General features: G+C 47.3%; 13 protein-coding genes. 7 read left to right on the forward strand and 6 right to left on the reverse strand.

Annotated elements, in window-relative coordinates:
* Positions 1-80 precede the first annotated feature (80 nt).
* Complete coding sequence (locus tag KQJ23_RS07060; RefSeq protein WP_216478155.1) at positions 81-407, forward strand: hypothetical protein; 327 nt, start codon at positions 81-83, stop codon at positions 405-407.
* Positions 408-508: 101 nt separating this feature from the next.
* On the opposite strand, the gene KQJ23_RS07065 is transcribed toward KQJ23_RS07060, so the two are convergent.
* Positions 509-1,516: a C40 family peptidase gene (locus tag KQJ23_RS07065; protein WP_216478156.1), complete on the reverse strand. Its 1,008-nt coding sequence runs from the start codon at positions 1,514-1,516 to the stop codon at positions 509-511.
* A gap of 283 nt (positions 1,517-1,799) precedes the next feature.
* On the opposite strand from KQJ23_RS07065, the gene KQJ23_RS07070 reads away from it, so the two are divergent.
* Positions 1,800-3,794 (forward strand): methyl-accepting chemotaxis protein, encoded by a 1,995-nt coding sequence (locus tag KQJ23_RS07070; RefSeq protein ID WP_216478157.1) that lies wholly within the window; start codon positions 1,800-1,802, stop codon positions 3,792-3,794.
* 167 nt (positions 3,795-3,961) lie between these two features.
* Here KQJ23_RS07070 and KQJ23_RS07075 read toward each other — a convergent pair whose 3' ends face one another.
* On the reverse strand, positions 3,962-4,861 hold the full coding sequence (locus KQJ23_RS07075; RefSeq protein ID WP_216478158.1) for a cation diffusion facilitator family transporter: 900 nt from the start codon (positions 4,859-4,861) through the stop codon (positions 3,962-3,964).
* 141 nt (positions 4,862-5,002) lie between these two features.
* Between KQJ23_RS07075 and KQJ23_RS07080 the strand changes: the two genes are divergently transcribed.
* Complete coding sequence (locus KQJ23_RS07080) at positions 5,003-5,203, forward strand: hypothetical protein (protein WP_101781221.1); 201 nt, start codon at positions 5,003-5,005, stop codon at positions 5,201-5,203.
* Between the two features lie 139 nt (positions 5,204-5,342).
* Here the strand turns inward: KQJ23_RS07080 and KQJ23_RS07085 are convergent, their stop codons facing one another.
* Positions 5,343-6,968 (reverse strand): ABC-F family ATP-binding cassette domain-containing protein, encoded by a 1,626-nt coding sequence (locus KQJ23_RS07085; protein ID WP_216478159.1) that lies wholly within the window; start codon positions 6,966-6,968, stop codon positions 5,343-5,345.
* 806 nt (positions 6,969-7,774) lie between these two features.
* Between KQJ23_RS07085 and KQJ23_RS07090 the strand changes: the two genes are divergently transcribed.
* From KQJ23_RS07090 to KQJ23_RS07105, 4 genes are read left to right on the forward strand one after another with little or no spacing between them, the layout of a single operon-like run.
* A complete protein-coding gene (locus KQJ23_RS07090; protein WP_216478160.1) occupies positions 7,775-8,881 on the forward strand; it encodes a helix-turn-helix domain-containing protein in 1,107 nt (368 codons plus the stop codon).
* A 12-nt stretch (positions 8,882-8,893) separates the two neighbouring features.
* Complete coding sequence (locus KQJ23_RS07095) at positions 8,894-9,097, forward strand: PLDc N-terminal domain-containing protein (protein ID WP_216478161.1); 204 nt, start codon at positions 8,894-8,896, stop codon at positions 9,095-9,097.
* On the forward strand, positions 9,094-10,017 hold the full coding sequence (locus KQJ23_RS07100) for an ABC transporter ATP-binding protein (RefSeq protein WP_216478162.1): 924 nt from the start codon (positions 9,094-9,096) through the stop codon (positions 10,015-10,017). Before KQJ23_RS07095 ends, KQJ23_RS07100 begins: the two co-directional genes overlap by 4 nt.
* Positions 10,014-10,778: an ABC transporter permease gene (locus tag KQJ23_RS07105; RefSeq protein ID WP_216478163.1), complete on the forward strand. Its 765-nt coding sequence runs from the start codon at positions 10,014-10,016 to the stop codon at positions 10,776-10,778. Before KQJ23_RS07100 ends, KQJ23_RS07105 begins: the two co-directional genes overlap by 4 nt.
* A 129-nt stretch (positions 10,779-10,907) precedes the next feature.
* On the opposite strand, the gene KQJ23_RS07110 is transcribed toward KQJ23_RS07105, so the two are convergent.
* The 3 genes from KQJ23_RS07110 to KQJ23_RS07120 are packed head-to-tail and all read right to left on the reverse strand — an operon-like array spanning position 10,908 to position 15,912.
* Positions 10,908-12,677 (reverse strand): glycoside hydrolase family 2 protein, encoded by a 1,770-nt coding sequence (locus tag KQJ23_RS07110; RefSeq protein WP_216478164.1) that lies wholly within the window; start codon positions 12,675-12,677, stop codon positions 10,908-10,910.
* A 14-nt stretch (positions 12,678-12,691) separates the two neighbouring features.
* On the reverse strand, positions 12,692-14,449 hold the full coding sequence (locus KQJ23_RS07115) for a glycoside hydrolase family 2 protein (RefSeq protein WP_216478165.1): 1,758 nt from the start codon (positions 14,447-14,449) through the stop codon (positions 12,692-12,694).
* A gap of 32 nt (positions 14,450-14,481) precedes the next feature.
* Positions 14,482-15,912 carry an ABC transporter substrate-binding protein gene (locus KQJ23_RS07120; protein WP_216478166.1) on the reverse strand — a complete coding sequence of 477 codons (1,431 nt, stop codon included), beginning with the start codon at positions 15,910-15,912 and terminating at the stop codon, positions 14,482-14,484.
* Positions 15,913-15,950 lie beyond the last annotated feature (38 nt).

Raw genomic sequence — 15,950 nt, forward strand, 5'->3', positions numbered from 1 at the left:
TTAATGATTCTTTGGATGCTTGGCTGTGTATTACATAAATAGACTAGTAACTACTAACCGATTCAGAGGAGGAGTACCTTATGAAAAAGTTTACCGCCATTTCCGCAACCCTTATTCTGGCCGCCGCACTCGGAACATCCGCTTCAGCTGCTACATTAGAGGATCCAGTAGTTCCGGTTCTAGATGAGCCCATCGTTGAAGCAGAGGATGTCTTCTTTGCTCCAAATCCGATTACTCTTCTAGAGATTACTTATTTCTACAATGCACCTAGCGGTTCGGCAATTAGCGCGCTTGCACCGCAGGATGTTCATCCGACTGGCCAAGTTCTTGGAGACTGGGTTGAAATCTATACTTGGCTGGGTAAGGCCTGGATCAATGTTCCCGGCTATATTCCATCCTACTTCTAATTTATAAGAGAATACCAGAACTACCGCTCACAAACAAGATCGCTCTACGGATCAGGACACCCCTACCGCAGAGCGATTTTTGTTGTGATATGAGTTGTTTGTTACTTGAGCACGCTTCCTCCATACAGGAAACGATATTTCCAGGAGCCCGTCAGCTTGTCCACCCGCACTCCTCCTGAGGAGTTAGAATAGGTATGCAATATCTCCCCGTTTCCGAGATAGATTCCCACATGCGTAATCCGTTCGGTATTCGGGTTCACCCCGGTATAGCTGGAAGCCGATGAGCCTTTGTAGCTCATGAAGAATACCAAGTCACCACGCTTTAAACTATCCATGCTGTACACCGCAGTCCCATTATCCTGAATCCATGTCCCTTGCTTCCTTGAATCTGCCGGCAGGACAATCCCGATCGATTCCCGATAGGCTTGTCTTACGAAGTCAGAGCAGTCAAAGGTGGCCGTCGTATTTCGATCGGACCCGTATTCATAGGGTGTTCCTAGATATTTCTGTCCCGTCTGGATCACTTGCTCAATCTTTGCATTAACCGATGCCCCCGGGGCCGGTGAAGGAGTTGGCGAAGGTGCCGGCGATGTTACCTTGCCACTAATCTCCAAATACTTGGAAGATGTACTAACGTACCCCTTCAGCCCATTCTCCGTCTCGACTTTATAAAAATAGCTGTTGCTCTGCTCCACAATGGTTACCTTCGTACCCTTGGAAAGCATCTTGATGACCTTGCCGCCAGTAGAAGGCTTATCCCGCAGGTTGACTCCGTAGATGACAACTCCTGTAGCTGCATTGCCCCCGGCCTTCTGCACGCTTATGTACTTGTCGGCCGTACTGATATATCCGGTCGTACCTTCCGAGGTTCTTACTTTATAGAAATAATCGTTGCTCTGCTCCAGAATCGTCACTACAGATCCCTTGCTGACAAAACCGATGATTGAGCCTGATAATGAAGGCTTTGAGCGCAGATTTACACCGCTAATAATTTGGCCTTGCTGTACAGTCTGGACGGCCGCCTCTGCTGCATAGGCTTGTCCCTGCCACGTAGATAATGACGTAAATATCAATGCTCCTATGACCAGTATCGACATGCTCTTCTTCATTTGGTATACCTCCAGTTGTCTTCTCGATGTCAAAAGGCGAATCTTTGCCCTCCCTCCTTTCTTTGGCGCTCTTCCCATTATAGACCATGTCGAATTATGTCTAAATCGGTCATTTATCATAATATGAATAGTAAAATATTCCTTTAAATTGATTCCATGTACCTATTTTGTGAAAGTAAGAGAAGGTTCCATAAATTTTCACATTACTGTGTAAATATCATTCTTTTTTCAACCGATAAAATAATTAGCTTACATATAATGACTAGATTCTGGAGGGTTAGGAATGAAAGGGAAAAAGGGTTTACTCAATTCGATTTATGTAAAATGGACGGCGCTTCTTCTGACGATCTCGATTCTCCCGCTGCTTGCTTCAATTTATTTCTTTACAAGTTACTTTGGGAATCTTCTGGAGCAGGACAATGAGCAAATTGCCAACCAGGCATTGGAATTCAATCTCAATCGGGTGGATGAATGGATCGGCACCAAAGTCGGAGCTGTATCTGATTTGATTGCACAGCACGAAGAGTTCCGTACGATGGATCCTGAAACGTTGTTTCCATTACTGAACATTTTAGATCAGAGTGACAATCAATCTGAAGGTTATAGTCTGATTGATAAGAACGGCCTACTGCAAAATATGCTCGGCATGACTTCGGATATGAGCACGGCAGACTACTTTCTAAAAGCCAAAGAAACAAAAACTTATTCGGTAGCCGATATGTCCTACCTAGAGGCTCTGGATCTGTATATCATTCCTCTCATTGTTCCGATCACCGATGCGAACGGGGAGTTTCTGGGCGGGGTAGCCTTCTCGGTAACTCCTAAAGTTCTAGGCGATATGGGCAATAATATTAAGCTGGGTGAAACCGGTTATGCCTACTTCATTTCCGGTGATGGTGCGTATTACTCCCATAGCGATATGAGCCGGATCGGCAAAAATGTTGCAGAATTCGAAGATACACCGGAGCAGGCCAAGGCATTCCAGACCATTCTCGAACAAGAACAGGGGATGGTAAGCTACAAAGATGAAGGTAAGGCGCTGCTTAGTTACTTTGGAACTGTTCCGAATACGAATTGGAAGCTTATCATTACCGTGCCTGAGCAAGAAATCACAGGCAAGCTTACCCAGGCCTATCAGCTCATTACGATTATTTTCATAGCTTCCATCATTGTCGTTACCTTAATTGCTCTCTTCTTCTCACGCATGATCGTCAAACCGATTCTTCGCATCTCGCACATTGTCCGCATCGTAGCGGAAGGAGATTTGAAGCAGCATGTCGAGGTCAAATCACATGATGAGATCGGACAAATGAGTGAAGGTATTAATCTGATGATTTCGAACATGGCCGGTATCGTGCAGCAGATCAACACCACGATTGAGCAGGTCTCTGCTTCTTCCTCCGAGCTGCTTCAATCGGCCAATCACTCTGCACAGGCTGCCGGCGAGATCGCCACTTCCATCCAGGATGTTGCGGCAAGCGCAAATACACAATTGCAAAGCGCCGAGCAATCCTCCAGAGCTATGGAGGAAATGTCCGTAGGTGTTCAGCGCATATCGGAAACTGCATCAGGCGTGTCCGGTCAGTCTGAGCATGTGACAAGCGAGGTTGAAAATGGCTTCACTGAACTGCAGACTGCAATCACACAGATGAACAAGATTGGCCAGTCCTCTATGGAGACAGCTTCACAAATCAAAACAATGGACGAGCACTCCGAACAAATCGGTCAAATCGTCGATGTTATTTCTGAAATTTCAAGACAGACCTCCTTGCTGGCCCTGAATGCTTCCATTGAAGCAGCCCGTGCCGGAGAACAGGGGAGAGGCTTCGCCATTGTCGCCAGCGAAGTGAAGAAGCTGGCTGAGCAAACTAACAATTCTATTGAAAGTATTTCTGAGATTGTTAAAGAAATTCAGAACTTCTCCTCTGTCATCGTGGATGCGACAGAACGTAATAATGAAGAGATTGCTAGCGGAATCGAGCATATCCGCCAGGTGGGCGAACGGTTCCAGCATATCCGCCTCTCCATTCGCGAGGTATCTAATCAAATGCAGGATGTGTCCGCCACCACACAGCAGCTATCGGCCGGCTCCGAGGAAATTACAGCGTCAGTCGAAGACATGTTCAGTACGGCGAAGGAATCTGCTGGAAATGCATATGCAGTATCTGAAGCCTCAGAACGCCAGAACGAAATTATGGATAGCTTCGTACAGTCGTTCAAAACACTCGATGAAATGATGACCGCGCTGAAGCAGCAGATTCAGGTTTTCAAATATTAAAGATTTATAGATAACACAAGAGGCCAGCCCCCTGGAAGATTTCTTCCGGAAGGGTTGGCCTCTTGTGTTACGTTCATAAAGTCGGATTTTCAGCACCGAGAAGGTTGCGAGAATCCGAAGAAGGAGGAACGGAGTGTAGGCAAAACCTACTTGAGTGACTACCTGAACTACTTCGTGATCAAAAGATGACTTTCTGAACCACCTGAGCTTGGCTCGACATGAACATGCACATGCATCACATTCTTCACTTTCCTCATCTGCTCTTCTACCCGATCGCTAATCGCATGGCCTTGAATGACTGTCAAATCAGGTGCCACCTCGATGACAACGTCTACTAGTACATGATTGCCATGAACCCGCGCCTTCAGATCACGAATGCTCTCCACACCTTCGATCCGGGCGATCATCCTTCTAAGATCGCTTAGCTCCCCCTCATCAAACCCGTCCGTAAGGTTGTGTGTGGCATCCCTGAAGATGTCCCAGGCCGTCTTGCAAATCAATATGCCGACTGCGATAGCTGCCGCCACATCAAGCCATGGCAGCCCAAATTGGGCTCCAATTATACCGACAGCTGCTCCGACACTGACCAACGCATCGGACAGATTATCCTTAGCCGCCGCCATCAACGCCTGATTGTTGATTTTCCTGGCCAAATTGCGATTATACCAATAGACACCGCCCATAGCGACTGCACAGATCAAGGCCACTCCTGCAGATATAATGTCCGGTTTTTCCTTCTGCCCTTCAAATAAAGATTCCACTGCGGTAATAATAACCTGGATGCCGACCATTGCCATAATAAATGAAGCCACTAGCGCAGCAATTGTCTCGGCCCGGAAATGCCCATAGCCATGATTGGAATCCGGCGGCTTCTGGGATATTCTCAAACCGACAAGCACCGCCACCGAGGCAACAATATCCGTCAAATTATTAAATCCGTCCGCAAGAAGCGCGCTTGATGCAAACCAATAGCCGCTGAACAGCTTAAAAGCAGATAGCAGCAGGTAAGCTGCGATACTGACCCAGGCGCCGCGCTCTCCTTTTCGTATATCATCGTAAATATCCATCCATTCCACACCTCCAAAGCCTATCACGACGGTTAATAGGTCCCAATCTCACGGAAAAACTCAACTCAAATCATTATTCCCGTTGTAACCCTTTTTAAAAACGTATATGATAAGGGCAAGCCCCTTTTCAACAACGAGGAGATGATTTTTGTGTCTGAAAACACTAATGAACCGCGTAAAATCGACCTGGCCGAGGCCATGCGGCAGAAGCTTCAACAAAAGAAAGAGCAGCAAAAGAATGCCTCCAAGCCGGGAATGAACGGCAGCCTGCAGACGAAGGCATTGAGAACCCAGAACAACAAAAAACCTAACAATCAGCGTCGTCGGACCGGAGGATCATAATTCGGAAAGATGAAGAAGCTGCTTCTGCCTATAATCGGCGGAGCAGCTTTTGTTATAACATCTCATATTCACAATATATAAAATGACCTTGGATCGAGTGACACCGAACCAAGGTCATTTATTTCAAGTAGTGTATTTATTATTGTTCTTCCGGATACATGCTCTTGCGTAGTTCTTGAATTTCTTCATTTTCCAGATATTCGTCGTATGTCATGACCTTATCGATAACGCCGTTCGGCGTAATCTCGATAATCCGGTTGGCAATCGTCTGAATGAACTGATGGTCATGGGACGTAAACAGAATTGTGCCGTCAAAATCGATCAAGCCATTATTCAACGCAGTGATCGATTCCAGATCCAAGTGGTTGGTCGGCTCATCGAACAGCAGCACGTTGGCGCCGTTCAGCATCATTTTTGCGAGCATACACCGAACCTTCTCGCCCCCGGACAATACGCTTGCCTTCTTGAGTGCTTCTTCACCGGAGAATAGCATTCTGCCAAGGAAGCCGCGCAGGAAGGTCTCATCCTGATCATTCGAATATTGACGCAGCCAATCGACCAAGTTCATGTCCACGCCATCAAAGTAGTTGGAATTATCCTTCGGGAAATAAGCCTGAGAGGTGGTCACCCCCCAGCTGAATTCACCGCTATCCGCCTCGATCTCACCCATCAGCACCTGGAACAACGCAGTTTTCGGCAAGGAGTTCGGACCGACAAATGCGATTTTATCACCTTTATTGACGACAAAGTTGAGGTTATCTAATACCTTCTCGCCTTCTAAGGTCTTGCTAACATTGTCTACGGTAAGCAATTGCTTACCCGCTTCGCGCTCAGCCTTGAAGTGCAGGAACGGATATTTACGGTTGGAAGGACGAAGGTCATCCAGCGTAATCTTATCCAATTGCTTCTTCCGGGAAGTTGCCTGCTTCGACTTGGAAGCATTGGCGGAGAAGCGTTGAATGAACGCTTGCAGTTCCTTGATCTTCTCTTCCTTCTTCTTGTTTGCGTCCCGCTGCAATTGCAATGCAAGTTGGCTGGACTCATACCAGAAGTCGTAGTTGCCGACATACATTTGGATCTTGCCGAAGTCGATATCGGCGATATGGGTACATACTTTATTCAGGAAGTGACGGTCATGGGATACTACAATAACTGTACCTTCATAATCCATCAAGAAGTTCTCCAGCCATTGAATGGATTCCAAATCCAAATGGTTGGTAGGCTCGTCAAGCAGCAGGTTGTTCGGACGGCCGAACAAGGCTTGCGCCAGCAAGACGCGAATCTTCTCATTGCCGCTCAGTTCAGACATTTTCTTGTCATGCAGATCACGTGGAATTCCGAGGCCAATCAAGAGCGCAGCCGCATCAGGCTCAGCATCCCAACCATTCAGCTCGGCGAATTCACCTTCCAGCTCACCCGCACGCATTCCGTCTTCTTCCGAAAAGTCAGCCTTCGCATACAAAGCATCCTTCTCTTTCATAATAGAGTACAGACGGCTGTGGCCCATAATGACCGTCTCCAGCACGGCATACTCATCATATTCATAATGGTTCTGCTTGAGCACAGCCATACGTTCGCCCGGCGTCATGCTTACATCACCCTGGTTCGGCTCGATCTCTCCGGAGAGAATCTTCAAGAACGTTGATTTCCCTGCCCCGTTCGCTCCGATCAAACCGTAGCAATTCCCCGGCGTAAACTTTATATTTACATCTTCAAAAAGTGCCCGTTTTCCATAGCGGAGCGTCACACCACTCGTACTGATCATTGAAATAATCCCATCCTTTATGAGTTATCACACTACTGACTCCGTATTATAACACATATTTCCCGGGAAGTTGAGCCTTCCCGGATATTGGGGCTGCACGAGCCGCGGTCTTTGTCCGCAGAAATGGAGGGGGGATCGCTGCGGGGGTCTCAGGGTTAGAGTGCCGGAGTCTCGGAGCTTGAGTACCAGAGGCTCGGGGCTAAAGCACCGCAGTCTCGGATCTCGCAGCTCAAGTGCCGGAATCTCTGGGCCCAGTGCTGGAATTGCGGATTATATGGGGAGGTGGGGGTGGCAGGGAGCGCTTGCTTTTCGAGGTTCTCGCCGCAGTAGTATCTTTGTGGTGGTTGCGGCGGTACGGTGGTTATGGTGGTGTGGTTATGGTTGTTGCAGTTGGTTGAAGAAGTTGCGGTTGATTGAGGTGGTTTGTACGAAAAATCGTATAAAATTCTCGGAAGAAGGGCGGATTATTGAGATTTTATACGATTTCTCATACAAATTGTGCAAACTAGAGGCCTACGGGATACGATTTATACGGAATTTCGTACAAATTCCTTGAAGCACGCGGCAATGATTCGCACGGTTATGTAGATTTCGATTGTTAGTACTGACAAGTGTACCTCAAAGAGTACCGACAGGGTGTACGGCAGAGAGCACCAACAGACGAGTAACACAGCGAGTTCTGATAGGGACCGGCCTTCCTCTATCCTATGTTTCCTTCCAGTTGATTTATTCAACCGAAATCAACTACAAATCCCTTATGCAACACAACAGATTCTTATAAACTGGAAGTAAAGGCGGTGATCAATATGAAAGAGATCAATATTGCGCATGTACTGGTCAGCAAAAGGAAGGAAAAGGGGATTACACAGGATGATCTGGCCCATTTTATCGGGGTGTCCAAGGCATCCGTGTCCAAATGGGAAACCGGGCAAAGTTATCCGGATGTGACCTTGCTGCCCCAATTAGCTGCGTATTTCAATATCAGCATCGATGAGCTAATGGACTACAAGCCGCAGATGGTGAAGGCGGATATCCGGAAGATGTATCTGCAGCTAGCCGCAGACTTTGCCTCTGAACCCTTCGACAAGGTCATGAATCGGTGCCGGGGCATAATCAAAAAGTACTTTTCCTGCTTTCCGCTACTGTTTCAAATGGGTGTACTGCTAGTGAACCACAGCGGACTGGCTGGGTCCCCCGAAAAGACGTTATCGGTGATTAAAGAAGCCCTGGGCCTGTTCCTCCGTGTCAAGCTGGAGAGCGATGATCTTGGGCTGGAAAAGCAGGCCTTATTCATGGAAGCCTTGTGTCATATTTCACTTGGTGAGCCGCAAGTAGCACTTGAGCTTCTGGATGGTGCCCCGGCTCCGGCCATGCCCCCGGAAGTACTGCTTGCCTCAGCCTACCAGATGACCGGCAAGCTCGAGGAGGCCAAATCGGTTCTTCAGATCGGAATATATCAAAACATTGTGGTGCTGTTTAATTTCTTTATTCCCTATCTTGCTTTATGTGCAGATGAGGCTGATAAACACGACGAAATATTGCGTCGGGCTTTGCTGGTAGCTGAAGCCTTTGACCTGAAGCATCTGCACCCCGCTATCTATAGTCCGATCTATATTACAGCCGCACAAACCTACATCATGCAAGGCAAGAAGGATCAGGCACTTGATATGCTGCAGAGCTACACCAGAGTCGTAACGGGAGACATCTATCCATTGCGGCTGCACGGAGATAAATTCTTCGACTTGCTCGACAATTGGCTGGACGAGATCGATTTGGGGAATAACCTTCCACGGGACGAAAGAACAGCCCGGCAGAGTATGTTCTCAATCGTTGCAGACAATCCGATTTTTACCGTACTAGCGGATGAGCCCAAATTCCAACAAATCGTGAATAGCCTTAAAAATAATAGTTAGGAGGCGGTTCTCATGGAAATATTGGCCCAATACTGGCTCTTTATTCTTCCCCTTTTCGTCATCCAACTGGCTCTGGCACTAACAGCTCTTGTTCATGTACTGAGGCATCCCCATTACCGGTTCGGTACAAAAGGGCTTTGGATCATCATCGTGTTGCTCCTCAATACGATTGGACCGATTGTTTACTTTGTCTTCGGCAGGGGGGAGGAAGAATGAATGTATTGGAAATACATCAGTTGAACAAACGTTTCCGGGAGCATCAGGTAATCGATGGGCTGGAACTAACCGTCCCGGAGCATGCTGTGTTCGGCTTTATCGGACAGAACGGCGCAGGAAAGACGACAACGATGAAAATGGTCCTGGGCTTGCTTAAGCCCGATAGTGGAAGCATTACCATCTGCGGCGAGAGCGTCAGGTATGGGGAGACGAAATCCAACCGTCATGTGGGCTATCTGCCTGATGTGCCGGAATACTACGGGTATATGAATGCAAGAGAATATTTGGCCCTCTGCGGTGAAATCACCGGTTTGCCGAAGAAGCGCATCCAGGAACGAAGCGGCGAGCTGCTGGAACTAGTGGGGCTTGGGAGCACCAAGAAAAGGATCAGCGGATTTTCTCGAGGAATGAAGCAGCGGCTCGGAATTGCACAGGCTTTGCTTCATGAACCCCGGCTTTTAATCTGCGATGAACCGACCTCAGCACTTGATCCGGTTGGGAGGAAAGAAATTCTCGATGTATTGTACGCTGCAAAAGGAAAGACGACCGTGCTCCTCTCCACGCATATTCTTACCGATGTGGAGCGGATCTGCGATCATGTTGCTATTCTGCATGGCGGTAAGCTGGCATTGAACGGTACTTTATCCGAGCTCAAAGAAGGACACCGCCAAGACGGCTATGCCCTTGAATTCAGAAGCGCCGAGGAGGCAGCAAGATTTGCGGAGTGCATGAAATCGAACCGGTTCGCGGCAACTGTCGCGCAGGAAGGAACTGCCATAAAGGTGCAACTGCAACTGTCCGGTACCCTTGGCGGCGGGCAGTCCATCATCGGCCTTCTCGCTCATCAGCAGCTTACTCCGGTCCGGTTTGAAGCGCTTGAGCCCACACTCGAGAATCTGTTTATGGAGGTGATTCAATGAGCGGCTATTATGCATTTCTCAAAAAAGAGCTGCTTGAGAGTATAAGAACTTATAAACTGCTCATTTTAATCGCCGTATTTTTCATTTTTGGCATGCTCAGTCCGCTAACCGCGAAGTTGATGCCAGATCTGCTTTCCTCCTTTTTACCGGAAGGAATAACGCTGACGGTCGCCGAACCCACTGCCCTTGACGCCTGGATGCAATTCTTCAAAAACACTTCCCAAATGGGTCTTATCCTGACCGTCATTCTGTTCAGCGGCATACTGGGTACAGAGCTGACTCGGGGAACGCTTATTAATATGCTGACAAAAGGACTTTCCCGTCATGCCGTCATTCTATCCAAACTGACCGCCATGATCTTGCTGTGGACGGTCAGCTATATGACAGCGTTTGTCGTTACATGGGGTTATACAGCTTATCTGTTTCCGAACGATGTTCCGCCTCATTTAGAGCTATCCGTATTTTGCCTATGGTTGTTCGGGACTTTCCTGATGACCCTGTTCCTTTTCGCGGCAACACTTGTCAAAAGCAGCTACGGAGCTCTGATCCTTACAGGCGCTGTATCAGCCCTGCTGGCGATGGTAAATATAGCTCCGCTTGCACAGAAATACAATCCTCTAATCCTTGCCCTCAACAATACGGCATTGCTCACAAATGCAATCCAGCCATCAGAGATGTACAGTGCCCTTACCGTAGCTTCTATCTGCTTTCCACTGCTGATCGCTGGCGCTGCTGTAACATTCAAGAAGCGGCTGCTATAGCAGCCGCCGCTTCTTTTCCGTATACAAAGCATCTTGATCTCCTTTGCAGGGTAGCCGAGGCTGGCTAACCCGATTCCGCATAAGACATCGCCTCCGTCATCAGACCGGCAGCAGCGGCTATGCGTCAGATCAAAAAGATGTGTGCCCTTCATTGATTTTCTTAATGATATTCAGTGGAACCTTTGGCTCCCGATTCCAGGTAAGCAAACCGCAAATTTCCGTCTCCGTATCGGTCAGTTGAGTGTAGCAGTAGCCTTGAACTAGCTTTGAAGAAACGTACGGATGAATGACATCTACCAATTGCTGCACAAATTCCCCCTGATTCTCCGCCTTTGGCTCTACGATCGGAGCGGTCGGCTCGCAATGGTAGTTCACTCCTCCAAATTCAGTGCAAAGAACCGGCTCGCCTTGATAGGAAAACCCCGGGTTATAAATGAACTTCTTCCCATTCAATCCAGGCATGTCAGTAATGATATTCTTAATATCCGAGTACCGTTCACGCAAAACTTCAGGATCCTTGCAGTAGTCATGGACGGTGCATAAGTCTGATTTACAATGCTCCCAGCCGTCATTGGAGATGACCAGCCTAGTGGAATCGACCGACTTCGTAAAGTGATACAAGGACTGGGCATGATGCTGCTGCTTCTCATTATAATAAATGTCGGCAACTCCCCAGCTTTCATTGAGCGGCACCCAGACAACGATAGAAGGATGATTATAATCACGCTCGATGACTTCTTTCCATTCATCCATCATCCGATGGGCGTACTGCTCAGTGTATATATAAGCAGCTGCCATCTCTCCCCATACTAGAGCTCCCAATTTATCGCACCAATACAAATATCGCGGGTCGGCAACCATCATATGCTTTCTAAGGCCATTGAAGCCCATTACCTTCGCGAGCTCCACATCCCGGCGGATGTCTTCATCCGTTGGTCCTGTCAGCAAGCTTTTCGGAAAATAGCCCTGATCCAGTACAAGCTTCATTTCATAGGGACGGTTATTCAGGCTTAGCTTACCATTATCCACCGAAATTTTCCGCATTCCGAAGTAACTCTCGATCCGATCAACAATTACTCCGTCCATCTTTAATTCAAAGAGCACATCATAGAGATTGGGATGTTCTGGCGACCACCATCTTCCCATTCCATGATCGTTGAAGTCACGCAAGTTAATTCTCCAAGCTTCCACACTAGCATGCACAACTCTTTGTTCTTCAGAGATAACTTCTCCATTGAATTGAATGATCGTCGAAAGCTCCAACTTTTGATCCTTGTTCCAACCCTCGAAAAAAGGCTGCACCTCGATTTCATTCGTATCTAGATGTGGAGTAAAACGGACTTTACTCATATGGACTTCATCCATATACTCAATCCAGACAGACTGCCAAATGCCTGTCATATTTGTAAACCACATGACTTCCCCTTTTTCTTTCCAGTATTGCTTGCCTCTCGGGATCGTCAAATCGTCCAAATAATCTTGAGCCATGAGTGTAATTACTGCCTGATGCTCATGGATTAATTCGGTAATGTCTAGAGAAAAGGAAGAAAATCCCCCTTGATGGCTTCCGGCGCGCTGTCCGTTCACCCAGACTTGGCATTCATAGTCCACTGCCCCAAAATGCAATACAGCGCGTTTATTGCTATATTCCTCCGGAATGCTGACCGTTCTCTGATACCAGACCCGTTCATGGTTGCTTTTATCTTCAACGCCACTTAACTCGCTCTGATAGCAGAAAGGCACGGTAATTTCCATAGGAAACGTTTCCTTGCCCAGGTACCATTTCTGTTTCAGTCCTATCTTTCGATCGTCGAATGCAAAGGACCAGCTTCCGTTGAGACTCTGCCAGGAATCCCTGACGAACTGAGGACGAGGATATTCAGGTCTAACACTTGTCATGGTTTCCCTCCTATTCAAAACTTACCTTCATTAAAATCTCTGATCACAGCCAACGGAATTTTCGGTTCGCGGTTAAAATCCAGTAATCCGTTGATTTCTTGCTCTACATCCGTCAATTGAGTATAGCAGTAGCCCTGAATCAGTGTTGAATCATACATAGCTTTGATAACGGCCCGCACACGTTTTTTGAAATCTTCCGTATCGCTGGCCCCCGAATATCCCCAGCCGGTAACGTCACCCATTTGGAAAGATATCCCTCCAAACTCAGTCATTAGAATCGGTTGTCCATCATATTGGAAGCCCCGCACATATACATCACGATTCTGAGGAGCGTCCATAGCCGATTCAATCTCGCTATATTTCATGACCAGTTTATTGTAATCCCATTGATAATCGTGAATGGTGCATAGATCCGATTGAACATGCTCCCAGCCATCATTTGAAATGACCAATCGGGTAGGATCAAGCGACTTCGTCAAATGATACATAGCCATTGCATGAGAACGCTGTTGCTCATCCACCTTGATATTCGGGATTCCCCAGCTTTCATTTAAAGGAACCCACACCATAATGGACGGGCTGTTGAAGTCGCGATTCACCGCTTCAATCCATTCAGCCGTAAACTTTCGAACATAATCCTCGCTAAAGGCGTATGCGTTAGCCGCTTCTCCCCACACAGCAACTCCAAGGTGATCGCACCAATATAAAAAGCGGGGATCTTCAATCTTTTGATGCTTTCTCACACTGTTAAAGCCCATCTGCTTGATTAATTCGACATCCCGTTTCAATGCCTCGTCAGAAGAAGCGGTGAGGATACCTCCCGGAAAATAACCTTGATCCAAGACCGACTTCATGAAGAAAGGCCGGTTATTCAGACATAGCTTCCCGCTATCTACCGAGACCTTCCGCATCCCGAAATAGCTTCTTACCACATCCCTTTCAATTCCGTTCACAAAGACCCTGTACTCAACATCATAGAGGTTCGGCTTGTCCGGACTCCACCAGCGTCCCATACCATGATCGTTAAAATCATGAAGCTCTATGCGGCGTTTCTGTCTGGAAGAAATCATTTGATACTCTTCATTTGCGACGATCTCTCCTTGGAAGGACACCCGGGTGTTTACCCGGATATCCGCTTCACCTGTCCAGTTTTCAACCACATATTGGATTCCGATTTCATTACGATCAATATCGGGGTAGTAGCTTACCCGGCTTAAATGAATCGGTTCTACTGCTTCCATCCATACAGATTGCCAAATTCCCGTAGTAGAAGTGTAAAAGATCAACTCTGACTTTTCCTTCCAGAACTGTTTGCCCCGAGGCAAGGTTACGTCTGTGCTGTAATCTTGTGCCTGAACCGTAATGTCGTTTGGTTCATCCGGACGAAGGAATTCCGTAATATTTGCCGAAAAGGGGGTGTGTCCGCCCATATGGGTTGCTGCCAGATGCCCGTTAACCCATACTTTTGAGGCGTAATCAATAGCTCCAAAGTGCAGAATGATCTCCTTCCCTTTCATTTCCAAAGGAATGCTGACTTTTTTCTTATACCAGACGGTATCATGAAATTCGGATATCCCTATTCCGCTCAGTTCACTCTGGTAGCAGAAGGGAACCTGGATCTGACGATCCAAAGCCACCTCCCCATACCAACGCTCTGTCTCACCAATCTGAGCATCGTCAAATTGGAACTGCCACTCTCCGTTTAGGCATACCCAAGCCGTACGCTCGAATTGCGGTCGCGGATACTCATTCCGCAAATAACTGTTATTCATAGTTGTAATCTCTCTCCTCTACCTATCACGCTTTACAGGCTTAGGCCTACGGCTTTAATTTCCTTTATAAAATTCTCTTCCATTTCATCGAGCGCTTCCTGAGGAGACAATTCTTCTCTCAGCACGCCTTGAATTGCATTTTCCATAATATCGTTCAGCTTAGGAGAAACGTAAGGAACATCCGGATCCACTAAAATCTGAGCAGCTGACAGGGAATCCAGCAGCGCCGGGTACATCGGGCTAGAATTCAGAATTTCCGGCTGATCGTAGTTGGACGTCCGGGTTGGGTCCATCGTATAGTCGATTTTCAGAAGCTCTCCATCTTTTGAAGTCACATATTCCAAGAACTTATAAGTCGCATCCGGGTATTTAGCCGATTTGGTCATTGCGATGGCCCATCCACCCATTGTAGGGGCTCCGCCTGGCGTTACACCGAAACCAACTTTCCCCTTTACCTTAGATTGCTCACCTTCAATTGTGCTGAATAGTCCCGGCCATTGCTCCATCATGGCAACATCGCCGTTTGCGAACAGGGTATTAGCTTCATCCCATCCCAATTGCAGCCATTCGGACGGAGCATACTTCTTCAATTCCAACATCGTTTCCATAGCTTTCAGTCCGGCTTCATTGTTAAAAGCAGGTTCGAAATTCTCATCAACGTCTTTCCCGCCATAGGCTGCCAACCGGTTTTGCCAAATCAAACGACTGTTTGTTTTGGAGGCCATGGAGCTGTATCCATATTTAGTTGGAGAATCCGGATTGTATTTCTGAGAGAAAAATTCAGCAGTAGACAAGAAGTCTTCAACCGTAGTAGGAACCACCAAATCCTTCCCCGTCTTTTCCTTATAGAGCTGTTGAATCTCCGGATCCTCAAACAAGTCCTGACGATAGAAGAATAATTGCGAATCGGGCTTGTAAGGGAAGGCTACCAATCTATTTTGGAATAAACCGTAACTCTTCAATAAGCTTGGAATAAAATCTTCAAGATCCAGATTCGGACTGGCGATCCTGTTAATGTACGGCTGCAGGTCCTGGACCAGCCCACCTTCAGCATAACTATGAATATTCGCTACCGGCATTAGGACAGCATCAAACTGTTGACCGGTATTCAAATCCAGCTGAATCTTCTCAATGTCGTTTCCTGCAGGGAAGCTTTGAACCTCTACCGTTGCGCCTGAAGCTTCTTCAAAATACTTTGCGGCATTCTTCAATGCATCCGCAAAATCCCCTGTCCGGGTAGCAACTACAATCTTTTGCCCTGCGTATTGTCCTCCCAGAGTTCCTCCACCGTTCAAGTCCGTCAATTTAATTCCTAATACATCCGGCGCCTCCACGGTCGCTTCTTTAAATTCCGCTTGCGGTTCGGCGGGCTCGGACGAAGATTCACTTTTGCCGCCGCATGCGCTCAGCACGAATGATAGCGATAATAGGCAAATAAGAATAAGGTTGAATTTTTTCTTCATGGGTTTTGACCTCCAGATTTAATAAATTGAACTGATAT

Source organism: Paenibacillus brevis (genome assembly GCF_018919145.1).
In the GTDB taxonomy this organism is placed as follows: domain Bacteria; phylum Bacillota; class Bacilli; order Paenibacillales; family Paenibacillaceae; genus Fontibacillus; species Fontibacillus brevis.